The sequence below is a fragment of the Mucilaginibacter sp. R-33 genome, from assembly GCF_049949235.1.
GTDB lineage: Bacteria > Bacteroidota > Bacteroidia > Sphingobacteriales > Sphingobacteriaceae > Mucilaginibacter.
This window is the reverse complement of sequence record NZ_CP188089.1, coordinates 2,827,227-2,851,933: the sequence shown is the minus strand read 5'-3', so window position 1 is coordinate 2,851,933 and position 24,707 is coordinate 2,827,227. Positions and strand designations below refer to the sequence as shown.

General features: G+C 43.4%; 19 protein-coding genes. 8 read left to right on the top strand and 11 right to left on the bottom strand.

Annotated elements, in window-relative coordinates; genetic code table 11:
- Positions 1 to 44: 44 nt before the first annotated feature.
- A complete protein-coding gene (locus ACP26M_RS11925) occupies positions 45 to 698 on the bottom strand; it encodes a FadR/GntR family transcriptional regulator (RefSeq protein WP_176623919.1) in 654 nt (217 codons plus the stop codon).
- Positions 699 to 884: 186 nt separating this feature from the next.
- On the opposite strand from ACP26M_RS11925, the gene ACP26M_RS11920 reads away from it, so the two are divergent.
- The 5 genes from ACP26M_RS11920 to ACP26M_RS11900 all read left to right on the top strand — a co-directional run bounded on the left by ACP26M_RS11920 (position 885) and on the right by ACP26M_RS11900 (position 9,392).
- Positions 885 to 1,493 (top strand): RNA polymerase sigma factor, encoded by a 609-nt coding sequence (locus ACP26M_RS11920; protein WP_176623921.1) that lies wholly within the window; start codon positions 885 to 887, stop codon positions 1,491 to 1,493.
- Positions 1,494 to 1,541: 48 nt separating this feature from the next.
- Positions 1,542 to 2,480 (top strand): FecR family protein, encoded by a 939-nt coding sequence (locus ACP26M_RS11915; protein WP_176623923.1) that lies wholly within the window; start codon positions 1,542 to 1,544, stop codon positions 2,478 to 2,480.
- Between the two features lie 110 nt (positions 2,481 to 2,590).
- The gene (locus ACP26M_RS11910; RefSeq protein ID WP_426589101.1) at positions 2,591 to 5,950 is read left to right on the top strand and encodes a SusC/RagA family TonB-linked outer membrane protein; all 3,360 of its coding nucleotides are present in this window, start codon (positions 2,591 to 2,593) and stop codon (positions 5,948 to 5,950) included.
- 33 nt (positions 5,951 to 5,983) lie between these two features.
- The gene (locus ACP26M_RS11905) at positions 5,984 to 7,498 is read left to right on the top strand and encodes a RagB/SusD family nutrient uptake outer membrane protein (protein WP_426589099.1); all 1,515 of its coding nucleotides are present in this window, start codon (positions 5,984 to 5,986) and stop codon (positions 7,496 to 7,498) included.
- Positions 7,499 to 7,556: 58 nt separating this feature from the next.
- The gene (locus ACP26M_RS11900; RefSeq protein ID WP_426589097.1) at positions 7,557 to 9,392 is read left to right on the top strand and encodes an alkaline phosphatase; all 1,836 of its coding nucleotides are present in this window, start codon (positions 7,557 to 7,559) and stop codon (positions 9,390 to 9,392) included.
- Between the two features lie 78 nt (positions 9,393 to 9,470).
- On the opposite strand, the gene ACP26M_RS11895 is transcribed toward ACP26M_RS11900, so the two are convergent.
- From ACP26M_RS11895 to ACP26M_RS11885, 3 genes are read right to left on the bottom strand one after another with little or no spacing between them, the layout of a single operon-like run.
- The gene (locus ACP26M_RS11895; protein ID WP_090524686.1) at positions 9,471 to 10,202 is read right to left on the bottom strand and encodes an MIP/aquaporin family protein; all 732 of its coding nucleotides are present in this window, start codon (positions 10,200 to 10,202) and stop codon (positions 9,471 to 9,473) included.
- A 24-nt stretch (positions 10,203 to 10,226) separates the two neighbouring features.
- A complete protein-coding gene (gene glpK / locus ACP26M_RS11890) occupies positions 10,227 to 11,741 on the bottom strand; it encodes a glycerol kinase GlpK (RefSeq protein ID WP_426589094.1) in 1,515 nt (504 codons plus the stop codon).
- Positions 11,742 to 11,795: 54 nt separating this feature from the next.
- Positions 11,796 to 13,376 carry a glycerol-3-phosphate dehydrogenase/oxidase gene (locus tag ACP26M_RS11885; RefSeq protein ID WP_426589092.1) on the bottom strand — a complete coding sequence of 527 codons (1,581 nt, stop codon included), beginning with the start codon at positions 13,374 to 13,376 and terminating at the stop codon, positions 11,796 to 11,798.
- A gap of 151 nt (positions 13,377 to 13,527) precedes the next feature.
- Here ACP26M_RS11885 and ACP26M_RS11880 point away from each other — a divergent pair, with 151 nt between their 5' ends.
- Positions 13,528 to 14,292, top strand: coding sequence for a DeoR/GlpR family DNA-binding transcription regulator (locus ACP26M_RS11880; protein WP_426589090.1), 765 nt, complete (start codon positions 13,528 to 13,530; stop codon positions 14,290 to 14,292).
- 202 nt (positions 14,293 to 14,494) lie between these two features.
- On the opposite strand, the gene ACP26M_RS11875 is transcribed toward ACP26M_RS11880, so the two are convergent.
- From ACP26M_RS11875 to ACP26M_RS11845, 7 genes are all read right to left on the bottom strand, one after another.
- On the bottom strand, positions 14,495 to 15,523 hold the full coding sequence (locus ACP26M_RS11875) for a LacI family DNA-binding transcriptional regulator (protein ID WP_426589088.1): 1,029 nt from the start codon (positions 15,521 to 15,523) through the stop codon (positions 14,495 to 14,497).
- Between the two features lie 407 nt (positions 15,524 to 15,930).
- The gene (locus ACP26M_RS11870) at positions 15,931 to 19,569 is read right to left on the bottom strand and encodes a hypothetical protein (protein WP_426589086.1); all 3,639 of its coding nucleotides are present in this window, start codon (positions 19,567 to 19,569) and stop codon (positions 15,931 to 15,933) included.
- Positions 19,570 to 19,591: 22 nt separating this feature from the next.
- On the bottom strand, positions 19,592 to 20,479 hold the full coding sequence (locus tag ACP26M_RS11865; RefSeq protein ID WP_426589084.1) for an ABC transporter ATP-binding protein: 888 nt from the start codon (positions 20,477 to 20,479) through the stop codon (positions 19,592 to 19,594).
- A gap of 17 nt (positions 20,480 to 20,496) precedes the next feature.
- Positions 20,497 to 21,234: a hypothetical protein gene (locus tag ACP26M_RS11860; protein WP_426589082.1), complete on the bottom strand. Its 738-nt coding sequence runs from the start codon at positions 21,232 to 21,234 to the stop codon at positions 20,497 to 20,499.
- Positions 21,218 to 21,625 carry a GntR family transcriptional regulator gene (locus tag ACP26M_RS11855; RefSeq protein WP_426589080.1) on the bottom strand — a complete coding sequence of 136 codons (408 nt, stop codon included), beginning with the start codon at positions 21,623 to 21,625 and terminating at the stop codon, positions 21,218 to 21,220. The genes ACP26M_RS11860 and ACP26M_RS11855 overlap by 17 nt, the downstream gene beginning before the upstream one ends.
- Before the next feature lie 11 nt (positions 21,626 to 21,636).
- Entirely contained in the window at positions 21,637 to 22,407 is a 771-nt protein-coding gene (locus ACP26M_RS11850; protein WP_426589078.1) for a hypothetical protein, read from the bottom strand.
- Positions 22,400 to 23,248 (bottom strand): ATP-binding cassette domain-containing protein, encoded by an 849-nt coding sequence (locus ACP26M_RS11845; protein WP_426589076.1) that lies wholly within the window; start codon positions 23,246 to 23,248, stop codon positions 22,400 to 22,402. Before ACP26M_RS11845 ends, ACP26M_RS11850 begins: the two co-directional genes overlap by 8 nt.
- 183 nt (positions 23,249 to 23,431) lie before the next feature.
- Here ACP26M_RS11845 and ACP26M_RS11840 point away from each other — a divergent pair, with 183 nt between their 5' ends.
- Together ACP26M_RS11840 and ACP26M_RS11835 are read left to right on the top strand one after the other, a co-directional pair.
- Positions 23,432 to 24,448: a hypothetical protein gene (locus tag ACP26M_RS11840; protein ID WP_426589074.1), complete on the top strand. Its 1,017-nt coding sequence runs from the start codon at positions 23,432 to 23,434 to the stop codon at positions 24,446 to 24,448.
- A gap of 42 nt (positions 24,449 to 24,490) precedes the next feature.
- Complete coding sequence (locus ACP26M_RS11835) at positions 24,491 to 24,682, top strand: hypothetical protein (protein ID WP_354482021.1); 192 nt, start codon at positions 24,491 to 24,493, stop codon at positions 24,680 to 24,682.
- Positions 24,683 to 24,707 lie beyond the last annotated feature (25 nt).

The window sequence follows — 24,707 nt, the reverse complement described above, 5'->3', positions numbered from 1 at the left end:
AAATTATAAAACATTATATCATCAGATGAATTTGATGAAATTTTTTAATATTGATGAATTTCGATAACGGTATTCCAGGCCTGTTTCGAATCGCAATCGAGAATGTTTTTCAGGAGCTTTTCGTGCAGGTGCTGAGTTTCGATAAAAATGCGCGTATCAGGGTGGATTTCAGTGAACCAGTTTTTTAAATGTACGGCTGCCGTTTTATATAGATCGCTCAGGATCTCGTTTTTTGATGCTTCGGCAATAGCGATGTGAAATTTAACATCAGCGTCAATACACTCTTCCAATAGCCCGGCTTCGGCAGTTCTGTTTCGGGTTTCTAAATGGCTTTTCATGTTAAAAATATCTTTTTGCGAGCGGTTTATAGCAGCTTTCTCGGCTATTTTCATCTCCAGTAACTGTCTCACTTCGTCAAGGTCCTGTGACCGGGCGCGTTTAATACGGGCTTCCATTGGCTCCGGATTAACAGTACTGCGCTCTACAAAAGTACCCGCACCCTGCTGGATCCTAAGCAGGCCTGATTGTACCAGGCTTTTTGTTGCTTCGCGAATGCTTGAGCGGCCAACACCAAACTCGGTCATAAGCTCCGGTTCGGTTGGTAGTTTATCATTTATTTGATACCTTCCTCCGGCAATCTGCTCCTTCAGTTTCTCAGCAATCTCTTCAGCCAGCGACCTTTTAATAATTTTACTCATTTGTGTAAATCATCAGATGAATTACAAAGGTATAGGTTTGTTTGAGAAATAAAAGTTATTTTGGGGGCAAAATCTATTTTTAAAAAATAGTGCCAATTATTAGCCTGTGTTTTCTAAAGCATTAATATATATTTAAATTTAGCTTAACATTAGTGCCGTTACTTTGATGCCATAAAAATACCCCTTGTGAAACAATATTCGGATGCACAACTTCTACTTGAACTGCAGGGCGGTAACGATGGTGCATTCCAGGAAATTTATGAGCGTTATGCGGATAGGTTGATTGCCTTCGCGTTAAAGAAAACCCAAAACGAGGATGAAGCGATGGATATGGTACAGGAGCTGTTCCTCTCCATATGGAAAAATCGTAATACCATCCAGGTAAATGGAGCGCTTGAAGCCTACCTCATGGTTTCTGTTAACTACATGAGCTATAAGTGGTACAAAAAGCAAAGCATCAAACCACGGCCATTAGATGATGTTTCCGAAATACAGGAAACTTATGAACACAGCACCGATCAAAAACTTTCCCTTGCCGAATTGCACTTTTTGATAGACCAGGAAATAGCGGATATGCCCGAGAAAATGCGACAGGTTTATTTGTGTAGCCGCGAGCAGGATATGACCGGCCCGCAAATAGCCGAATTTTTAGGCTTATCGCATCAAACCGTGCGCAACCAAATTAGTAATGCTTTAAGCAGGTTGAAGAAATCTGTTCAGAAGTATTACGATGTCATCCCCTTTGATAATTACAGCAGATTTTTGCTGTTGATAATTTTTTTCAAAAAGTTATAGTACACTCCTCCGTCTCGGGTCACTTATCAGGTATAAAGCCCCTGTTAGGTGAATCAAAGAGAAATAAAAAAACTACTCAATAAGTTTAACGCCGGCAAATGTACCGACGAGGAATTGCAGCTTTTACAACAACTGATGCATAACCTTGACACGGATGCCAAAACCGGCGACAATGTTAAAGCCCTTAAGCAACCGCTTTGGGAGCGGATAGAAAAACAAACCATAGAAAGAGGTAAAATCCGCAGGCTAAATACCACCTGGTTGAAAGTTGCCGCTGCTGTTTTGGTAGCTGTATGTGCCGGACTGTTCTACTCAAAATTAGCCACCCACAAAAATGAGCAAATTGCTTACCAGGTAATCACCGCTCCTAAAGGCTGCATGAAACAGGTAATGCTGCCAGATAGCTCAACTGTTCAGTTAAACGCGGGTACATCATTAAAATTCCCGGTTAGCTTTGGCGATTCAAAAAGAGAAGTAACGCTGATAAATGGAGAAGCCTTTTTTGATGTGAAGCATGATATTAAAAGGCCCTTTATGGTGCACACCGCTAAGGTTACTACTCAGGTGCTTGGTACATCGTTCAATATCAAATTTTATAAAGAGCTGCCCGACCTGCAGGTTTATGTGAACAGCGGCAAGGTTGAGGTGCATGATCAGCGTCATACATTGGGTTTTTATACACCGAGGCAGCAGCTAACCTATAATAAACAGCATGAAAGCTTTACACACCAGGAACTAATGGCCGATCATTCCCTAAGCTGGATGCATGAGGAGTTGATACTGGATAATGCGTCATTTAAGGAGATCACCGTTTACCTGCAAAACCGCTACAGCGTGAATTTTAAATACAATGAAAAACGGCTGGCGCAGCAGCACTACTCGGTAAGGTTTTCAAATAAGTTGAATATCAGGCAGGTGCTGGATATACTTCAGTTTATTGATGGCCGAAAGTATAAGTTAAACGGAGATACAGTAAATATTAAATAACAATATAAAAGGAAAACCAATGCCTGCTCCAACAGGCACTGGCTCAATTAAGTGTAGCTGCCAAAACTAAAAGCCAACAGGCAGTTACTAATCACTTTAAAAACAAATGTATGGAAAAATCTTTAACCCGGATTTCAAGAAGATTAATCTCAGCAATTTTGTTGCTGGTAACAACCCTGACGGCAGTATTGCCCTCACGCGCCTTCGCCGAGCGTAGTGTGTCGCTGATGGATCAGCCGGTAACCGTAAAGTTTGCCGATGAAACCATGGACGCCTCGCTCGAGAAACTCAAAAAAGCGGTAAATACCGTTGCATTTAACTACAAGATGGATGATGTGGCCGTGGTAAAAGTAAAGGCAAATTCATTTGTTAACAAACCATTAAAAGATGTGCTTAACGCTTTAACTGCCAATACGCAATTGGAGTACCGCGAAAAGTACGGCACTATTATCATCTCGCACAAAAAGGTGGTACGTGCACCCGAAAAAATTACGGTGACCGGAACAGTGACCGATAAAGACGGTCCGCTGGCCGGCGTGGCTGTACGCAGCAAAACTTCAACTGCCGCTACCTCAACCGATGTTAATGGTAATTTTAAAATTACTGTTGAAAAGGGCGAGGTGCTGGTTTTTAGCTTTATCGGCTACAAAAGCCGCGAAGTTACTGCCGGTCAATCGCCGCTTAGCATTACTTTGGAGGCCGACGTTACGGGTTTAAATGCCGTAGTAGTGGTAGGTTACGGTACTCAAAAAAATACCGATGTAACCGGTTCGGTAGGTTCGTTAAAAGTTAGTAATGTTAAAGATCGTTCGGTAGGTTCGGTGACCGAAATGCTGCAGGGACAAATTGCAGGTGTTACTGTACTAAACGAGGGCGGCGATCCAACTTCGGGCCCAAGCATCAGGCTACGCGGTCAAAGCTCTTTTAATACTGAAGGCCCGCTGATTGTGGTTGATGGAACCGTTTATAATGGTGGCCCTATTGACCCGGCCGATATCGAATCAATTGACGTATTGAAAGATTCATACGCCGCCATCTACGGTGCCAAAGCTGCCGGTGGCGTAATACTGATCACAACCAAACGCGGTAAACAAGGTAAAACCAATTTAGATATTACCGCAAAAGGCGGCGTACAAAACGCCTTGAAAATATTACAGGCCTTAAATGCCGCTGATTATGCAGATGCGATCAACACTGCTTATGATAATGCAGGCAAAAAGCGTTTGCCGGCCTTTGATGCTACTGTAAATCCCGATTCGCGCATCACCCGTACTAACTGGACTGACGCCTTGTTTAGGACAGGCTACATCCAGGATTATAACCTGAACATCGGCGGAGGCAGCGAAAAATCTACTTTTTACATTTCGGGCGGTTATCGAAAAAACGACGCAATTCTTTTAAATACCAATGCTATTCGTTATAACTTCCGCGTAAACTCTGATCACCAAATCAACAACTGGTTAAAAATTGGTGAAAGTATGTCCTACTCTTACAATAATGGCCAGGGCGCTAACACAACAAGCGCTTATACCGGTGCTATTTTATCAGCTATATTTTATCCGCCAAACGCTTCTATTTACAATGCCGATGGTAGTTTTGGCGGTGTGCCGGCTGACTACGCGGGTTCTTACGGCGACGTAATTAACCCGGTTGCTTACCTGAAACGTTTAGATAACAGTGATGGTGTAAGCAGCTTCAACGTTAACCCTTATGTTGAAATAAACCTGATCAAAGGCTTAAAATTCCGCTCAAATTTAGGTATTACCAAAAACTCAGAAACTATCAAAAACTTCAGCACAAGGATATTGGAGCCGGGTAAAAAGTTTTTTGACAACTTCCTGTTCCAGGAGCAGAACAACTCGCGTACCATTCTCGCCGAACAAACTTTAAACTTCGACAGAACATTTGGCGAAAAACATCACATATCGGCATTGGCAGGTTATACTTATCAGGATGATATGAACGAGTTTTTCAGCGTTAATACTGATAATTATCAGAGCGAAGATCCAGCGGTTCGTTATATCATTAATGGCACACTTAATCCTACAGGTTTGCCATTACAGGGAGCAAAATCTGAGCAGGGTTTAATTTCTTACATTGGAAGGGTAGGATACGATTTTGAAGGAAAATATTTTATTAATGGGATATTTCGTCGTGACGCTACTTCAAGCATCGCAGCGCAGCACAGAGTTGAAAACTACCCGGGGGTTTCCGGTGGTTGGATAGTTAGCAAAGAAGATTTTTTCCCTAAAGACGGCTTAGTGTCTTTTGCCAAAATAAGGGCAAGTTACGGTCAATCAGGTAACCTTGCAGGGCTTAATACCTACTTCCCTACTTCGGTTAGTGTGTCAAAAACATCCGGATATCTCGGAAACCCAGCTACAGGAGTTACCGGTGCAGCTGTTGATGGTTTAGCTAATCTTGATCTCATTTGGGAAAAAGCAGCACAAACCAACGTTGGTGTTGATTTAGGCCTGATGAACGGCAAGCTGAATGTTACAGCTGATGCATTTGTAAAAACAAATACTCATTTTATATTTCATCCACCAGTTGCAGCTGTTTATGGTGTATCAAACCCGCCGTATGTTAATGGTGGAAAGATCCAGAATAAAGGTATTGAGCTATCTATCAAATATCAGGGTAACGTAGGCGAACTTCATTACAATTTCATTGCCAATGGTTCATACATCAAAAATAAAATTGATGACATTTTACCTGGCCAACAAACCATTCTTGCTGACCCAAGCGTAAGGGGCAGCCTGGTGCCTGTTTGGTTGAAGCAAGGTTACGCGATGTATTCTTTCTTTGGTTACAAAACTGCGGGTTTATTCCAATCGCAGGATGAAGTGAATAACTACAAAGGTCCAACCGGAGCGCTTATTCAGCCAAATGCGAAACCTGGCGATATTAAGTTCGTGGATACGGACCATGATGGTAAGATAACCGAAGCAGATAAAACGTACATGGGTACACCGTTTCCTAAAGTTAGTTATGGTTTTACAGCCAACTTTAATTACGGCCCGTTTGATATGAGTGTGTTTTTGCAGGGTGTAGCAGGTAATAAATTGTTCAATGCAGTTAAATACACCGGCCTTAATGCATCTATTCAAAACTATAACCTGCTGGCTGATGCAAAAAATGCCTGGACACCAAGCCATACCAACACTAATATTCCACGTCTGTCGGCAAGTGATGCAAATGGCAATTTTGGCAACGTATCTGACTTTTATGTAGAGAACGGTTCATACATGCGTATTAAAAATGTAACCCTGGGTTATACCTTACCAAAAGCACTATTGACTAAAATTGGTGTGCGTAGTGCCCGAATTTTCGCTAATGCGCAAAACCTGGCCACATTTACCAAATACACAGGTCTTGACCCGGAAGTTGGTATCAACCAAAATGGTGTTGATTTAGGCTTGTATCCACAATCAAGGATCATTTTAGTAGGTGTTAACGTAGGTTTATAAAAAATCAGGAACCATAATTAAGGAGATACAGAGATGAAATTTAAAAATATAATTAGCAAAGGCTTAATGGGTGTAATGATTATTGCACTGGCCCAAAGCTGTAAAAAAGGTACTTTAGATAATATTAAACCAGCAGGTTCGCCAACTACCGCCAACTTCTGGAAAACTGCTGATGATGCCCAGGCAGCGGCCAATGGTTTGTATGAAAAACAAAGTAACAGCGAAGACCTTTATGGCCGCGGTTTCTTTTGGTTCATTAATGCCAGCGATGACATGGTTGTTGGCCGTACATCTGCCGACAGGGAAAATATCAAAAACTTTATCTGTACCGGTAACGAGAGTAGTATTTACGCGCCATGGCAGTTGCACTTTGTTGTGATGAAACGTGCTAATGACGTGATCAACAACGTGCCGAACATCAACATGGATGCAGCTACCAAAAACTTTATTTTGGGCCAGGCTTACTTTATTCATGCTGTAATGCACCTGGAAATTGCCGATCTATACGGATCAGACAAACAAGGCGCTCCTTTGCAAAATCGCGCCAATCCATTAGCGTTCCCGGCGCAATTGCCTTCAGTTAAAGATAACTACGCTTATATCGAGGCTGATTTGAAAAAGGCAGCTTCTTTACTGCCTTACTTTGATAAGCTTGCCGCTGCCGATAAAGGCCGTGCTCATAAAACTGCTGCTTATGCTTATTTGGCTAAAACTTACCTGCATGCTAAGGATTACGCTAACGCCGAAAAATATGCCGACTCGGTTATCCTCAGCGGAAAACATGCTTTGCTAAGTAACTATGCGGATGTATTTAAGATCGCTAATAACTACAGCTCTGAGTATATCTGGTCGGTAGCAAGTAACCTGAATGGTCAAAGCATTTTACCGGGCGCTATGTTAGAGAACAAAGGCTGGGGTTTATATAATGGTTTTGGTTACTATCAGCCAACTAAAGAGCTTGTTGACGAGTTTGAGGCCGGCGATAAAAGGCTTCCGGCTACTATCCTGCAAAAAGGCGATAGCTTCCAGTATTTCGGTCAAACTTATACTTACCCAATTGGTGGTAAAAGCAACAGCTTAACCGGCTACCAGTTTAATAAATATATGGAGCCATTTAGCTATGCAGGCGGCATTCACGTAAGTCCTAACGGCGATGAGCCTTCTACAGATTTAAACGTACCATTGTTGCGTTATGCCGAGATCCTGCTGATTAAAGCCGAAGCGCAGATCATGCAGGGCAAAAACGGTGATGCCGCGCTTAACCAGGTGCGTGTACGTGCAGGATTGCCTCCGATTACTAATGCCACAATGGCAAACCTCAAACACGAACGTCGTGTTGAATTGGCAGGTGAGTGGAGTGATCGTAACTTTGACCTGGTACGCTGGGGCGATGCACAGGCAATTTACGCAAAACCGTTACACGGTTCGGATGGCTCAATTGTATGGAAAGCTCGTAACTTTGACCCGGCAAGGGATAACGTTTGGCCAATTCCGCCAAAAGATATCCAGATAAGCCAGGGCCAGCTGAAACAGAATGCCGGCTGGTAATTGACATATTGAAACTTACAAAACCGGGCTCAGCCCGGTTTTGCTATATCTACACCAAATGAAAAAAAGTACTACCCTAATTACGCTGGCGACGCTGCTGGCAAACGTTGGTTTAACGGCCAATGCGCAGGTTAAAAACTACACCGTAGCCGACGCACACTCCCACAATGATTACAAAAACAACATTCCTTTTTACAGGGCTTATGAAAAAGGTTTCGGTTCTATCGAGGCCGACTGTTATGCCGTTAACGGGCAGTTGATGGTGGCTCACGATAAAAAGGAGATTGACGCTAAGCGGTCGTTAAAGATCTTGTACATCGATCCGCTGATTGAAAAATTTAAACGCGACCCACAGCGCCATTTAAGGCTGCTTATCGAAATTAAGGAAGATCATAAGGCGGTATTGCCCTTGGTGATCAAAGAACTGAAACCGTTAGAACAGTATTTTAATTATGAAGGTCACCCGGGACGGCTATCTATAGTTATGACAGGAGCAGTACCCCCTGCGGCAGAGATGACCAATTATCCGGCCTGGATCTCGTTTGATGTTGACCATATGAACGGCTTTACACCGGCGCAATGGAAAAAGATTGGCATGGTAAGCTTTCCGTTTGGTAAATATATGCACTGGAACGGTAAAGGTGTATTGAATAACGAAGAGATCGCGAGGATAAAAGCGGGCATCGATAGCGTACATAACTCCGGTAAAAAGGTGCGTTTTTGGGAAACGCCGGATACCAAAAGCAGTTGGCTGGCGCTAATCCGTTTAGGCGTTGATGTAATTGGCACCGATAAAATAGAAGAGCTTGGCGATTTCCTGAACAAGAAGCCAACAAGTGAATATACCGCGCCACAAGCGTATGGCATTTATAAGCCAACTTATAAATCGGACGGCGCGGTTAAGAAAGTTAAAAACATCATTTTGTGTATCGGCGATGGTATGGGTTTATCGCAGATCTATTCGACCTATACCGCCAACCGAGGCCAGTTGAATATTTTCCAGATACTCAACATTGGCTTTTCAGTAACTAATTCTGCCGATGCTTATATCACTGATTCGGCGGCCGGCGCCACCGCTTTTGCATCGGGCCAAAAAACTAACGACAGGGCAGTAGGTGTTGATCCGTCAGGCAAACCATTGAAATCATTGGCTGATTACAGCGCCGAAGCAGGCAAAAAGACTGCCGATATTGTGGCCTGTGAATTGACAGACGCTACCCCCGCGGCCTTTTATGCGCACGACTCGGAACGGAGCCACTCTACGGCCATTGCCAATCAAATTACTTCATCGCCTATTGATATTTTTCTGGGCTCGGGATACAAAGATTTTATCTGGCCGGTAAATGGTGAAAGCCCTGTTAATAAAATGAAAAAGAGGGGATACACGGTAATTCGCAACTTTGATGAGTTTTTGAATAGCTCGGCCCCAAAAATCCTGGCTTTGATGGATGACAGCGTAACCCGCCCGAAAATGGAAGGCAGGGGGAGTTATCTGCCGCTGGCATTTAATAAAGTAACCCAAACGTTCAAAAATGCTCCCAAAGGTTTCTTTATGATGATTGAGGGCTCGCAGATAGACCATGGCGGCCATGCAAATAACCTGAAACAAGTAATAACCGAAAATAGCGACTTCGATCGTGTAGTTGGCGACGCCCTGAAGTTTGCTGATGAAGATGGCGAAACCCTGGTAATTGTAACCGCCGATCATGAAACAGGCGGCTTAACCCTGCTTGATGGCAGTATCAACAACGGTTATGTATGGGGCGATTTTAGCACCAACGATCATACCGGTACCCCTGTTCCGGTATTTAGCTACGGCCCGCATTCCCTGGATTTCAGAGGGGTTTATAGTAATACCGAGATCTTTAACAAGATTAAGTCGTTGTTGCAGTAGCTGCAGTAGCTTAACTGAGCTTTTAAAGCCTAACGAAGCCCTTAAAACTTCGTTAGGCTAATGCTGTTTTGATGAGATTTATAGCTTAATTGAAAGATACAATAAAGCAGCAATGGAAGCCCCAACCAATGGGCCGATAATCGGGATCCATGCATAAGCCCAATCGCTGGTTCCTTTGCCTTTTATCGGTAGCAGCATATGCATAAAGCGTGGGCCAAGGTCACGGGCTGGGTTGATAGCATAGCCTGTAGTGCCACCTAATGACAGGCCTATCACCCAAACCAGTAATGCTACAGGGATGGCACCTACTGAACCCAGGCCAATAGGCGTTTTAGCAGGAGTAATTTCAGCACCTGCTATGTAAAAGATGGTAAACAACAATACAAATGCGCCAATCACTTCGCTGGCGATGTTTGAAACGTAATTACGTACAGCAGGCCCCGTACAAAATACGGCCAGTATCGAGGCCTGATCATTTGTGCGTTTAAAATGATCATAATACATTACCCAAACTAAAAATGCACCGATACAAGCGCCCGCAAATTGGGCAATAATGTAGGGCACAACGTTTGCCCAGGCAAACTTACCCGCAATAGCGAGTGCTATGGTTACGGCAGGATTAAGGTGCGCGCCGCTATACGGACCTGCAACAACTACCCCTACAAAAACAGCTAATCCCCAGGCAGTGGTAATTACTATCCATCCGCTGTTATTTCCCTTAGTATCTTTTAAAACTACGTTGGCCACTACACCATCACCTAATAATATCAAGAGCATGGTGCCTATCAGTTCGGCTACAAATGGAGACATGTTAAAATATTTTAAAGATGGATATTAAATAACTGTTACAGGATGCCCGGAATTTGACCAGCATTGAGCAGTGCTTACCGCACGTTTCCAACCCGCAATGCCCGATTTTACTTCATCAAGATCGTCAGCCGGAGTAAATTCCGCTTCGGCGGCCCACAAGTGCTGAATTTCGGCTATATCTTTCCAATAGCCTACAGCCAACCCGGCCATATAGGCTACACCAAGTGCCGTAGTTTCGGTAACTTCGGGCCGGATCACTTTGCAGTTCAATACATCCGATTGAAACTGCATCAGCAGGTTATTGGCTGTTGCGCCGCCATCCACGCGTAATTCTTTTATCTCCATGCCTGCATCAGCCTCCATAGCTTTAAGCACATCCATGGTTTGGTAGGCTATTGATGCCAGTGCGGCTCTTGAAATATGGGCGGCAGTAGCGCCGCGGGTTAGGCCAACAATAGCGCCGCGAACTTCCGGGTCCCAGTAGGGGGCGCCCAAGCCTGCAAAAGCAGGCACAAAATAAACACCCGCGGTATCTTTTACTGATGTGGCCAGCTTTTCAACATCAGCGGATGTTTTGATAATGCCCAGGCCATCGCGCAGCCATTGTACTACCGCGCCGCCTATAAAAATGCTGCCTTCAAAAGCATAGGTGATTTCGCCGTTTATTTTCCAGGCAATGGTGGTAAGCAGGTTGTTTTTTGATTTGATAAACTCATGCCCGATATTCATCAGCATAAAACAGCCGGTGCCATAGGTGTTTTTAACCATAGCTTTATCAATACACATTTGCCCGAATAAAGCCGCGTGCTGATCGCCCGCTATGCCTGCTATCGGGATCCGTTGCGCAAACAAATTATTGGCTGTTTGTCCATATAGCTCGCTTGATTGTTTTACTTCGGGCAAGATACTTTTTGGGATATTGAACAGTCGTAACAACTCCTCGTCCCATTGTTGTGTGCGGATATTGAACAGCATGGTACGGGCGGCATTGGTTACATCGGTAGCGTGAACTTCGCTGCGGGTTAGCTGCCAGATGAGCCAGCTGTCAACCGTGCCAAAAGCCAGTTCACCGGCTTCGGCCTGTGCCCTGGCACCTTCAACATTGTCCAGGAGCCATTTTATTTTTGAGCCGGAAAAGTAAGCATCTATTACCAGGCCGGTTTTATCGCGGATCATTTCGCTATGGCCAGCCTGTTTTAGCTCATCGCAAAAGGCTGCTGTGCGCCTGTCCTGCCAAACAATGGCGTTATGAATAGGCTCGCCGGTTTTGCGGTTCCAAACTATAGTGGTTTCGCGTTGATTGGTTATGCCAATGGCTTTAATATTGCCGCCCCCCAGGCCTGCTTTTGCAATGGCTTCTGCGGCTACCCCAATCTGGCCTGCCCAAATTTCATTTGGGTTGTGCTCAACCCAGCCGGGTTTAGGGAAATACTGCTTAAATTCTTTTTGTGCCGAAGCAATAATTTTGCCTGCATGATCAAAAATTATGGCCCGTGAGCTGGTAGTACCCTGATCGAGCGCTAAAATGTATTCCTGCATAATTTGGTTTGGTTTACCTTGGTTTATTTATTGAATATCACATTAAATTTTATTTTAATGTGGTGTTAGTATATAATTTTTTGCTGTTTCGTTAAATGCTTTAATCTGTGCTGCTTCCCATGCCGTATCTTTTCCCAGCTCACCGGCCATAAGGCGGGCTACTTCGGGAGCCATTTCAGTAGCTAAACGGGCATCTAAAAATAATACACGGGTGCGGCGGGCCAGTATATCTTCAACCGTGCGCGCCATTTCATTCCTTACCGACCAGATCACCTCAGCTTTGGTATACCTGCTTTTTGGATGAACAGGGTTTCTCCAATCAGGGTTTTCATTTTGCAGCGCTAAGATCTTTTCAATATCGACGCCATAAACAAACATGGGGTTGGTTCGATCGGGGTTGGGGCGGCTGCCGTGGATAGCTAATGAAGCAGTTTTACAAGGCTCGTTTTTAAGCCTGCCAACTTCAATAGCTTTATCAACAATATCCTCGGCCATTTTGCGGTAGGTAGTCCACTTGCCGCCGGTTATGGTAATTAAGCCGGATGCAGAAACGATCAGTTTATGGCTCCGAGAAATTTCCTTTGTTTTTGACGATCCATCCTGTGGGGCGGCAAGGGGCCGTAAGCCTGCAAAAACACTTAATACATCTGATCGGGTAGGGGCTTTTGTGAGGTATTTGCCCGCAGTTCTTAATATAAATTCTACTTCCTCGTTTAATGCCACCGGCTCCAGGCTGTGCGAGTTAATAGGGGTATCCGTAGTGCCTATCAATAATTTCTCATGCCACGGAACCGCAAAAAGCACGCGTCCATCTTCCGTTTTAGGGATCATCAAGGCATCATCAGCGGGTAAAAATGAATGGTCGAGCACAAGGTGTACGCCCTGGCTTGGCCTTACCATGGGCTTCTTCTCGGGGGTATCCATTTCAAGCACGTCATCAACAAAAACGCCGGTTGCATTGATCACCGTTTTCGCTTTTAGTTGAAGTGCATTGCCGGTTTCAATGTCAGTAGCCTTTACGCCTGTGATTTTATTGGCGGGATCTTTCATTAACCCGGTTACCTTGAAGTAATTCAGTAAAGTAGCGCCTTGTTCAATGGCAGTTTGTGCCAGGTTGATGGCCAGTCGCGAATCGTCAAACTGCCCGTCATGATAAACAACACCACCGTGAAGTCCTTTTTCCTGTATGCCGGGCAAACGTTTAATGGTGTCTTTTTTTGAAATATGCTTTGCTCTGCCAAAGCTTAGTTTACCGGCGAGCAAATCATAAAGGCTGAGGCCGATAGTATAAAAAACACCGTCCCACCAGGAGTAATTGGGGATAATGAAACTTTCGTTTTTTACAAGATGAGGCGCGTTTTTCAATAGTAATCCCCGTTCGCGTAAGGCTTCACGCACCAGGCCGATATCGCCCTGTGCTAAATACCGTACCCCACCATGAACCAGTTTGGTAGCACGGCTCGACGTTCCTTTTGCAAAATCGGCCTGTTCCAGTAATAATACAGAGAAACCACGCGAGGCTGCATCAACTGCCGCGCCAAGTCCGGTAGCTCCACCTCCTATAATGATTAGGTCCCAAACCTTTTCGGTATCGTTGAGGTGGCTAAGGTTCGCTTCTCTTGTAAATGAGTTCATTTTATTTCGATATTTATTCAAATATATAAAATCGAAATAAAATAAAATTAAATGAAATTAAAAATAATTTGTTTGCTTACATTTGAATAGTTGCCAGGATAGTAAGGCTTCGCAACCATTTCAATTAATTTTTCTTTTTAATTTAGCGACTATGAGTAAAAACACCGACCGGCATAAGTTTATCCTGCAAAAAGTTGATACCGACGGCTTTGTGAATGTACAGGATCTGAGCACCCAGTTAAGTGTTTCGGAAGTTACTATCCGAAAGGACCTGAAACTTTTGGAGGATAAAAGCCTGCTTTTCAGAACGCATGGCGGTGCAAACAAAACAAACCCTTATGCCAACGACAGGCCGGTAGCCGAAAAGGAGAAGCTGAATGGTCCCGAAAAGAGAAAAATTGCCGCAGAAGCCGCGGTAAGGATAGAAGCGAATGACTCAGTGATTATAGCTTCGGGAACCACGATGCTTGCCCTTGCCCGTGCTATGCAGCCAAACAGGCATCTTACGGTAGTTACCGCGGCTTTGCCGGTAGCGCTCGAGCTTCTACAGCATCCGCAGGTTGATATTGTTCAATTGGGCGGGCAAATGCGAAGTACCTCCTCATCGGTAACAGGCAATTATGCCGAACTGATGCTGGACGATATGTTATGCGGTGTATTGTTTTTAGGTGTAGATGGTATCGACCCGGAAATAGGGCTGACTACTACTAATTTATCCGAAGCCCGGCTTAACCAGAAAATGATCAATGCGGCCCAAACTACCATTGTATTGGCCGATAGTACCAAATTTGGTAAGCGGGGCCTGGCGAAGATCTGCGCCCTTGATCAAATCAACGAAATTATTACCGATAGCGGTATTAGCCCGGCAATGCTCAATATGCTGGAAGAAAAAGGTGTGAAGGTAACGGTTGTTTAGATAGAGGCATGATTCGCTGGTGGCGGCAGGTATTGAAATAAAAAAATGTCATTGTGAGCGAAACACGGCAATCTCGTCGCTAATGCCAGTCCGATATGCATGGCTACGAGATTGCCACGTCGCCCCAGATGCTTTTGCCCGTGCCGCTCCTCGCAATGACATGGGGTTTAAACATGAACATTTTCAGTTGTTCTTCATCTTCTTAATACCTCTCCGATGATGCCCTCACTATCAGCTGCGTATCCACTTTTTCGGTGGTAAACTCTTCAACAGGCCATTTGCTTTCTATGGTTTTGATCAACATCTCCGTAGCCATTTGCCCAATCTGAAAGGCCGGCTGGCGTACCACGGTTAAAGGCGGATCAAATAGATCAACAACATCCGAATTGGTGAAGCCTGCTATCGCGATATCTCCGGGGACTTTTAAGCCCCATTTTTTTAAGATCGATATACTGCTGATGGTTAGCCTGTCGCTGCCACTAAAAATAGCCTCCGGCTTGTCACCCAATGCCAGCAATTCTTTCAGCACAATCTCCACCTCATCATGGATCATGCCGCCATGGTTGCAATGTTTAAGATATTCGGGCCTGAACTCGATACCGTGTTTATCAAGTGCCGCCTTGTAGCCTTCAAAGCGCTCGTGGCTTATGAGCAGGTTGTTTGAGTTGGTAAGGTGCGCTATTTTGGTAAAACCCGAATTGATCAAAGCTTCGGTGCCATTAAATGAGCCCTGGAAGTTATTGGCTATCACTTTGTGGGTATTCAGATCAGGGGCTGCCCTGTCAAAAAATACGATAGGAAAACCTTTATCCAGCAGGTATTTATATTGAGATGTATCGGTTGTTTGAGCCGATAATGATACCAGCAAGCCATCCACATGCCGGGATAATAAGTGTTTTACATTGGCGCTTTCCCTGTCAAATGATTCGTGCGTTTGGGTGATGATAACGTGGTACCCCCGGTTATAAGCTATGGATTCGATGCCGTTAATAGCCTGCGAAAAATAATCATTAGCCACCTCGCAAACCACCACGCCTATGGAGTGGCTTTTTTGCTCTTTAAGGCTTAAAGCAATAGGGTTGGGCCTGTAGTTGATCTTTTCGGCATACTCAAGGACAAGCTTTTTGGTTTCGGTACCTATTTCGTAGCTTCCGTTAAGCGCTCTCGATACCGTTGATGTTGACACACCTAAAGCCTTGGCAATATCCTTAATGGTAACTGATTCAAACATAATTTAATGAGGCAGCAGGTTTTTAATATCAGGAAATATTTGATACGGGCTAAGTTATTTTTAAAAAATGAAATATCCCGTGTTTTTTGAGTTTAGAATAATGTAACATTAAAAATTTATAAAAAACGAGGCTGTATCATAAATCAACTTAACCACCCCTGGCGTTGTGTTACCTGCGAGTTAAAATTTAGCCGATAAATATTTATACAAAAGGGGGTTAACACATTTCTTGCATGAAAAACACTCAATCGGCTGATTGTGAATTATATATATAAATGTTGACCCTGAATTGTGTTAACCCTGTTAACCCCCTTTGTCAGCAAGGGTAACCAAAGACTATATATAGCTTGAGTATTCGAATAAGTCAAAAAAGCTGTATCACGATTTATGATACAGCTTTGTTTGCCTTAAAGATCCTTGATATTATCGTTAGGATTTCTGTCAATCAATTTACTGAATGGATCAATCCCTACAGAGGCGGGCTGGCCTTTAACAATAATGCTGAATTGCTGCTGCCCGCGTTTCAGCTTATACTTTTTGAGGTACAATGTGTTACTTACCATCCGGTTACCGGCACCTTGAACCTGCTTACCGAAAATTCCGATATCAATATAGTCGTTCATGTTTACGGCCGGGATATCGTTGTTTTTAGCATCCTTCCAGACTTTGCTAACGTCAAGCTTAAAAGTAACCTTGTATTCATTTTTATTGCCTGTGGGTTTGCTGCCTGCTTCAACCATCCGGTTATCATACAGTGTGATCTTTTGCCATGTATCGGTAAGGTAATACTGCAGCGAATCCGGAACGTGCTTTTGAAGGCATTGGTAAAGATTGTTGGCGCCGGCAAAAGGGCCATCTGGTTTAAAAGTGTAAGCCTTTTTAAATTCGCGCAGGGCTACGTTTATACTGTCTTCGCCAATCATATCACGCAGGCCATATAAAGCTACGCTTGCTTTGCCTCCCCATAAAAACCATTGATCGGCTTTGATCAAAGGATGCTCGTCTTCATTAAGGTGCCGCCTGATGAACAGGTAATACCATAGTTGATCTAAAACGATATAACGCATGTTGTCCTTGCCGTATTTGTGTTCGGACATTACCAGTTGATCATAGTTTGAAAGGCCTTCGGGGATCACTAAACTTCCAACAGTGCTGTTTGGCGCTGTCTGGAACCGCCACCATTGTTGTGACAGTAGCCTGGTGGTATTGGCATAGCAATAATCAAAGCTGTTGGGATCCCTGAAATCGGCGTTCCACCCAAAATATTCCGCATAAGTATCCAGCGTTGTCATGGAGGCATCCTGCGGGCCGTAAACAGAAGTTTCCACCAGCCGGATATCATTAAATGGATAATTGCCATAAATCTTGCTGTAATAAGTCAAGCCATCTTTGTAGGCGGCAATATACCTGTCGATATTAATGTTATGCTCCGGGTGGTAATAAACCTCAATATTTACCTGATGATCCAATTGAACAGTTGCTTTTTTTACCGCCAGTTTTTCGGATATAATGCCCATTGGCATGTACATGCCCGGTTTATCCTGCACATAGTGAAAATAGTTGCGGCCATTTTGCTGCCATTGTTTTACAAGCCGGCCGGGAGCGATGGCGGTTTGACTGGCCAGGGTGCCAACGGTTACATCTAATTTCAAAAGGTCAGCTGCCCTTCCTGCCTTTAAGGTGCTTATACCCTCGGGATCATCTTGCTTTATTTCTTCTTCCTTCTTTTCGGGTAATCCCGCTTTTTTGCGTTCATAAGGGCTGCTTAGTTCATCATCTTCATCATAACCTAAGCCCGGTAACCCTCCGTTAAAAAACGTACCGTTGTTAATGAGAGCTGCAGCATACATCCCATTGGTAAAACCTTTATGTACTATTTCTGAGTTGATCTCCAATACCAGCGAGTCGCCGGGTAATAAAGGTTTTATAAAATGATATAAACGAAAGTCGGCGGTGTCAGCCTTCGGCCTGAACCAGTTAAAAAATCCACGCGGGTAAAGCAGCGGCGTAGTAAACGGAACTAATACACCATTTGTTTTAAGCGAATAATTGGTGAGCTCATCGCCATCAAGCAGCATTTGTGATATGGCAACTTTATTTTTATTGGTAATGGTTATCCGTGCGTGTGTGGCTACCTGTTGTTTATCCGGGTAAAGATCTGCCTGCATTTTTATCCCGGTCACTTTAGGCAGCGGAAGATGCTCATACTTTTTCAGCGCTTTTTCATACATCACCGCCCTTGCCGTGTTTTCACTTTTGATAAGGTAGCTATTTAAAAAACTTACGTTATAATAATTCCACCCGCCAACAGCTAAAAACGCTATAGCCACTATGGTAGTGACCAAAGCTGTGCTGCTGTTAAAGCGCTGGGGCAACAAACGTAACCGTTCTTTAAAAGAGGATGTTACTCCCCGGTAATAAAACAATGCCGAAACAATGATGAGCAGGCCTGCAAACAGCAGCCAGTACAAATTAAACCAGTTAACAGGCGTTGCCATGTGGCCCATGCCTGTCATGTCAGAGATCCCTGACGATGGCGTATACGAATACAGCAACAGGTTATAATCAAAAATGCCTGTTTTACGCAAAAAGAAAAAGATGACCCATAAAAACACCCCTATGCCATGGGCTGCAAATTTGTTATTGATAATAACGTGTACCGTATAACAAAATACAACCATCTCTAATAAGGAAGGCAGCAGTATATAGCCTATATAAGTAAAGTACGCCGATAGGTTCAGCGCATGATATCCTTTTAATAATTGAACAATAACACCAGTTATGATAGGAATAACAGATAGGCCCGTACCGATAAGCAATAAGCTAATAAGTTTTGAACCATTTAGGATCCAGTTTGGCGGTGGGAGTGAATCATTGATAAAGGCATAACGGGTAGTCCTGTCGCGGTGCAGGGTTTCACCGGTATAAAACATCAAGATGAAGAAAATAAAGAAGGGAAAGGCTTCATTAAAAATACCCAGTAACACAACAGTACGCGGAAAATCAGGTACCCCATTGCGGCTTTCGCCAAGCCAGAATACAAAACCAAGGAATAAGCTGCCGCTTATTAATATGATCCAGAAATAATTATCGCGAATGATGTTTAGCAATTCGACCTTTACCAGGTTGCGCAGCGTATTCCTGTTGTATTTGCCGGTAAAGCTAACTGCCGGTTTAATGGATATGGCATTTTGGGTTTTAACCCCGACTTCGTCAATAGCTGCCTTATCACGCCTGCCGCTAAAGAAGCGCTCAAAGCTAAACCTGATATAAGTGAAAATTACAACAACTATCCCGATACCTCCCCATACTATACGGTTGAGCATAAACGTACCTGTTACAGGAAACAGCGTAGTGTTCTGTTCAATAGTGCTTGAAGAATTGGTTTGCATCCTGATGCCGTTAATGCCAAATGGATCGCTGAGGTTTATTACTGTTGGATTGTTAACATGGTTAAGGAAAAATAATGCGATAAAGTAAAACAGGAATAACAGAATCCCCCCAAAGTAGATAACTTTCACATTGCGGGTAATGGCTACCAGTCCAAAAAACAACGAAGAGGTGAACAACACGTTTGGCAGACCGATAGTAAAAAACGGGTGCAGATAGTAAATGAGGTTATTAGGGCCGTATTGTTTCGCATCCGTCCATCGCATGGCAGGGCCAAGCTTAGTACCTATAAATGCACCAATAATAATGGCTGATGCTATAAAGATCATGAAAACGAACGAACCCAGGTAACGGCCCCAGAAATAACCTGCTTTTGTGATAGGGTAGGTTAAGTAATAATCTTTTGTGTTGTACTCAATATCGCGGTACAAAGCAGTGCCCATAATTGATGAACTTACAAGTGTTATCATCATGGTGATGCCTGAACACCACAAGGCAAGTACGTAAGGCGCGTTGATGTGCTCTTTTTCGCCTAAAGGCAATGAGCCTGTTGAAAAAGTGAACACCGTAAATACAAGTGCTGCCAAAAAATATAGGTAAACGGCTGGCCTGCGGACCCTATTCTGGATCTCGAACAGAAATATTTTAAGAAACATAAACTATTGGTTTATAGTGGTTTTAAATGGTGTCTACATCTATTCGTGTAGCGATGTTGCTGAAGTACACATCTTCCAGGTTTGGCGTGCTGCTCATAAAACCGGTGCCGGGTTCGGCTTCGCTGATAACGCGGATATGAAGTTTGCCGGTTTTAAGCTGCGTTGATATTACCTGGTAATCATCTTTGTAAAAGCCGAGTTCTGATTGGGTGATCACTTTGCTGTAGATCTTCCCATTCAACTCATTTACTGCGCTTTCCGGATCGCCCGCGTATAAAACCTCGCCTTGGCAAATAATAGCGAAATTAGCGCAAAGCGTGCTTACATCCTCAACAATATGGGTCGACAAGATCACGATGGTATTTTCACCCAGGCGACTCAGCAGGTTGTAAAAACGGTTTCGCTCAGCCGGGTCAAGGCCTGCTGTGGGTTCGTCAACAATAATAAGTTTAGGGTTACCGATTAATGCTTGTGCTATTCCAAAACGCTGTTTCATACCGCCGGAGTAGGTGCCAAGGTGCTTTTTCCGGTCTTTATAAAGGTTTACGTTTTCTAATAATTGCAGCACAAGGTCTTTGCGTTCGGCGTTGTTGCCAACACCTTTTAGCTGGGCAATATGGTCGAGCATTCGTTCGGCCGATATTTTGGGATAAACACCAAACTCCTGTGGCAAGTAACCGAGTAGCTGTCTAACTTCGGTTTTGTTTTTCAGTACATCCAGTTCATCTAAAAAAATGCTGCCTTTATCGGCTTCCTGCAGAGTGGCTATAGTACGCATCAGTGATGACTTACCAGCGCCGTTTGGGCCAAGCAGGCCAAACATGCCGTTATTAAGGGTCAGCGAAACATCTTTTAAAGCATGTACGCCGTTGGCATAGGTTTTAGAGAGTGAGTTGATTACTAATTTCATGATTTGCTAAGTTTTGGTCATTTATTATTACGGATCATCCTTGTATTTCCGTTCAGGACGAGTTTAGCGCTGTCGGCAAGTTTATAGGTTATATTGCTGAGGCTATCGTCCTTGATCCACAAGCGGCTTTTGTTCCGGATATCGAGGTTGGTTTTACTGAATTGGTTACCTGTTTCAATAGATAGATTTGAAGAGCTATTGTTGCTTTTACCGATAATGGCATTTAATACATTAAACTTGTTGTTTTTTAGCAGGACAGTGGAAGCATGGTCCTGGATAATGTTGAGCCCGTCCCCGCTGAAACCACTGATGGTAGTAGCGCGCCATTTGAAGTCTTGCGCGGCAGTGGTATCGACAATTTCAGTGTCGCCTGCCTTATATTTTGCATCGGCGTAAAACGCGTTTAATTGCGGCATGGATATGTACAGAACGTTTGGGGCTTGTACATTATGAAAGTTATCTTTAAACGCGGCGCGAATAAAGAGCGAATCGTGCCGTTGTTCAATTTTCATGAACTCCATGGCGGCAGGGTCAGCAAGTATCTTGAATGGCCCTTGAACCAGCATAATATTGATAGCCGTCGATGAACCAAGCTCAATAACCTTGAAATTTCGGAAATTTAGGTTGTTAAAGCCATTATAAGGGTTTTTATACTCACCTTTAAAATATTCTGCTTTCAGCTGAAAGTCATAGATCCCAACCGAAACTAACAGTAATAATACCGCGGTAAGTAAGAATTTATTGCTTGTTTTCATCGTTGTTTGCCTGGTTTAGTTCTTCTTTTTGCTGTGCCTGGAAGTTTTGGTATTGAAGACTGATCTCATCTATCGAAATACCTAACAGGTACATGTTTTTAAAAAGTTCGGGCAGGTTTTGGCGCACAAAGTTTTCTTTACGATAAGCTTTTACTTTATCAAAACCGTCTTCGGCCACAAATAAACCCAGGCCGCGTTTATTATAAATAATTTCGAGCCCCTGCAAAAATTCGTACGATCGCATAACCGTATTTGGGTTCACTTCCAGCTCAACAGCCATATCGCGTACCGATGGAATCTTTTGCCCGCCGGGCCATTTGCCCATCAGGATCTGATCGCTCACAAAAGCCGCTATCTGGAGGTATATCGCTTCGTTATCTTTAAATTCCATGATCGTCTTTTTTAAGCCTGTTTCTCCTTAAACCTAAAATATGCCGCTATCCAGATCAGCAGCGATATAATAGGAATCACAATAAAAGCCCAGGCAGATTGCTGCGCATTTAAACCAATGGAGTAAAAGTTCATACCATCCTGGAAATTGAGAAATGAAAAAGGCGTTACCGGTTTGATTGGCCTGCCAACAATAAATCTTACGAACACTGTATTCACAAGGATTAGCAGGGCATAAAAAATAAAGAAACTGAAACCTGTTTTTATAAAGTGTAATTTTTCGAACCGGATTGCTCCATATATCGTGACGGCATGCAGCAAGGAAAACAATATCATCACCAGTACAAATTTATCCTGAAATAGGGTGAGTATTTCAATTTGATGCCCCGGCCAGGGTTTGAGATTGATCAGGATAAATAATACCAGGTAAAAAACGCCTGTGTACACCAAAAGGAATATAACATACGAATAAACCCAGCCGACCATAAACTTCTCGAGTTGTGATGCAGGCAGGGTTAACATTGGAACTGCTCGGCGCTTATCACCCAGATCAGTAAAAACAGTGCTTGTAAATAATGGCCCTGCGATAATCATGAGTACTCCAAACATGGCCATCTGAAAGCCGGCATCTACCGGACCCGGGATCATATAAAACACAAACGAACCGCCAAGTAAAAATACCCCTGCCAAAACCGCTGCCGACATTAAATAGGCGCGGTAATGCTCTACAGTGTGCTTCATAAACAACAGGCCAAAGCGCTTTAAACTGAAGTAATTATTCATGATTTGTGCTTGGTTTTAGTGCGTTTAGTAATTTGCTGCTATTGGTTGTTGCTGCGTTAAATAATAACTCAAGGTCCATTTTTCCGTACTTGCCGGTGGTGTTTTGTACAATAGCGTATTTGCCCATGAGGGTTTCTTCTTCGTATAGCGCATTCATCCCGGTAAGGTCTTTAAAAACACCGAAAAATAATTTCTCGGTAAGCTCATCTATCGAGTTCTCAATTACGATGCGGTGATCGTCCAAAATCAACACGGTATCAATAAGACTGTCCAAATCCCTCACCTGGTGGGTTGAAATAATAATGCAGCGCTCATCATTTAAAACAGATGCTATCAGCTTTCTGAACTGAACTTTTGAAGGGATGTCAAGCCCGTTGGTGGGCTCATCAAGTATCAGTACACTGGTATTGGTAGCCAGCCCGAAAGCGATGATCATCTTTTTTTGCTGCCCGTATGACATTCTGGTCATTAACAGATCCGGGTCAATATCCAATATTTTCAGATAACTGTAAAAGTCGGTAATGCTGAAGGCAGGGTAAAAGCCAGCTGTCCGGGCTAAAAACTGGCCGGGAGTTAATGCCGGTACGTAAACTTCTTCGGCAATAAAGTAAAGGTCTTGCAGGGTGGATACCAAGCGCTTTGAGCTTTTTGTTCCCTTAATAAGGCAATGGCCCGATTGCGGAAAAGCGAGGCCGGCGATATTTTTCAGCAGGGTTGATTTCCCTGCTCCGTTTTTCCCCAGCAAGCCGTAGATATGACCAGCCTTTAATGAAAGGTTTAGATTTTTAAACAACGGCTTTTTGCTGTTGTAACTGAAATTCAAATTATGTATTTGAATCATGGTTTAGTGTATTAGTGTGGTAGTACACTGCAAATGTAATTAAACATTTTTAAAATGCAAGAGGTTTTTTAATGGGATCATGACAGCGTATTGCAATAAGGTTTAGTCGGGTTGGAAATATTACCTCATAGTTAAAACCTTGCTAAGAAAGGCTTGTTTAATGGATACTAAATTTAAACCTTTATGGCACTAAAAAAAATTGCACAAACCCGCTGGAGTATTGAAAGCGAGCGGGTGACATTGTATCCTTATCGTATTTATAATGTACTCAGCATTGGTTTCGCGGTAATATTTACGGCATTTATCATTTTCTTTTGTAAAACACTTTATCCCGACCCCTCGCAATCCGTATCGCTTATGATAACCATGTTCCTGGGGCTGACGATTATTGTTGGCATATTGTGGGGAGTTGGCCGTACATCAGTGGTTTTTGATAGCAGTGCACGGGTAATGCGTAAAAAACTTTTTGGTTGGCTTAATGTCCGTTCTGAAAAATTTGACGATTTGGATAACATAGGCGTTGTGCGTAATACCATGGGGGGCTATAATTATCGCGCTTTTCCAAAAAGAAACAAATATGGAAAAGGGGTTGTAGTATCGGCAAATTATACAAAGAATGATGACGCGAACGCAATTGCCTTAACCCAGGAAGCGTTTCCGGTAATTATGCAATTCCTTTCGACAGGTTACATTGAGCCCACTTATGCCGATACAGCTATTACCGATTATAAATTTTATGACACCCACCCGCCTTATTATGCAATTAAGCGTAAGTGGATTGGCGGGCTATTGATTGGTTTATGTTTGATAGCCCTTGCTTTGAATGAATTCATCAATCAAGCTATGACTCATGATTCGGACTTTTTTCATAAGGTTTTAGTTATTGGGGGATTTTTGCTGGGGGGAGCAGCGTTTGTGTTTTCCGCCTTTACTAAAATAGTTTTCGATACGGCGAACAAGACTGTAAGCAGGATCAATCCGCTTGGTGTCGGTAATCAGACTTTTGCCTTTGCCGATTTTATTAATTTTCAAATCACCAGGCGTACCTATAATTTCGTTTACTCGGGTACCGATATTAATATGTATTTCCAGGTACCGGGATCTAACAAGCAAAAAGCATTAGTTATTAAAAGCTTTTCCAGCACGAAAAAGATAGACCAGTTTTTGCAGGAAACAAGGCACATTATGGCCCTTAAATAGTCATTCAGGAAAACCTATCCGGGGCTTGGTGGTTATTAAGATATGTCAAAAAAGAGAACCATGCCAAACGAACCAGATGAAATGCCGGTAAATCCGGAACGGCCGGAGATTAGGCAGCCTACAGATCCGGGAGAGCCGGAAATGCCGGAAGAAGCGCCGGAAAATATCCCGAATGAAGTTCCTGATACCGAACCAAGCCAGCCCGAAGTAGATCCGGATGAGTTTGAAAAGTAAAGGAATAATTTGTCCTTCATAAGCC

What these genes read in the sequence shown, in the direction of transcription:
- ACP26M_RS11865 (WP_426589084.1), bottom strand. Translation starts at nt 20,479, where the DNA reads ATGAAATTAGTAATCAACTCACTCTCTAAAACCTATGCCAACGGCGTA.
- ACP26M_RS11925 (WP_176623919.1), bottom strand. Translation starts at nt 698, where the DNA reads ATGAGTAAAATTATTAAAAGGTCGCTGGCTGAAGAGATTGCTGAGAAA.
- ACP26M_RS11840 (WP_426589074.1), top strand. Translation starts at nt 23,432, where the DNA reads ATGGCACTAAAAAAAATTGCACAAACCCGCTGGAGTATTGAAAGCGAG.
- ACP26M_RS11900 (WP_426589097.1), top strand. Translation starts at nt 7,557, where the DNA reads ATGAAAAAAAGTACTACCCTAATTACGCTGGCGACGCTGCTGGCAAAC.
- ACP26M_RS11845 (WP_426589076.1), bottom strand. Translation starts at nt 23,248, where the DNA reads ATGATTCAAATACATAATTTGAATTTCAGTTACAACAGCAAAAAGCCG.
- ACP26M_RS11860 (WP_426589082.1), bottom strand. Translation starts at nt 21,234, where the DNA reads ATGAAAACAAGCAATAAATTCTTACTTACCGCGGTATTATTACTGTTA.
- ACP26M_RS11855 (WP_426589080.1), bottom strand. Translation starts at nt 21,625, where the DNA reads ATGGAATTTAAAGATAACGAAGCGATATACCTCCAGATAGCGGCTTTT.
- ACP26M_RS11875 (WP_426589088.1), bottom strand. Translation starts at nt 15,523, where the DNA reads ATGTTTGAATCAGTTACCATTAAGGATATTGCCAAGGCTTTAGGTGTG.
- ACP26M_RS11870 (WP_426589086.1), bottom strand. Translation starts at nt 19,569, where the DNA reads ATGTTTCTTAAAATATTTCTGTTCGAGATCCAGAATAGGGTCCGCAGG.
- ACP26M_RS11895 (WP_090524686.1), bottom strand. Translation starts at nt 10,202, where the DNA reads ATGTCTCCATTTGTAGCCGAACTGATAGGCACCATGCTCTTGATATTA.
- ACP26M_RS11885 (WP_426589092.1), bottom strand. Translation starts at nt 13,376, where the DNA reads ATGAACTCATTTACAAGAGAAGCGAACCTTAGCCACCTCAACGATACC.
- glpK (WP_426589094.1), bottom strand. Translation starts at nt 11,741, where the DNA reads ATGCAGGAATACATTTTAGCGCTCGATCAGGGTACTACCAGCTCACGG.
- ACP26M_RS11910 (WP_426589101.1), top strand. Translation starts at nt 2,591, where the DNA reads ATGGAAAAATCTTTAACCCGGATTTCAAGAAGATTAATCTCAGCAATT.
- ACP26M_RS11880 (WP_426589090.1), top strand. Translation starts at nt 13,528, where the DNA reads ATGAGTAAAAACACCGACCGGCATAAGTTTATCCTGCAAAAAGTTGAT.
- ACP26M_RS11835 (WP_354482021.1), top strand. Translation starts at nt 24,491, where the DNA reads ATGTCAAAAAAGAGAACCATGCCAAACGAACCAGATGAAATGCCGGTA.
- ACP26M_RS11905 (WP_426589099.1), top strand. Translation starts at nt 5,984, where the DNA reads ATGAAATTTAAAAATATAATTAGCAAAGGCTTAATGGGTGTAATGATT.
- ACP26M_RS11850 (WP_426589078.1), bottom strand. Translation starts at nt 22,407, where the DNA reads ATGAATAATTACTTCAGTTTAAAGCGCTTTGGCCTGTTGTTTATGAAG.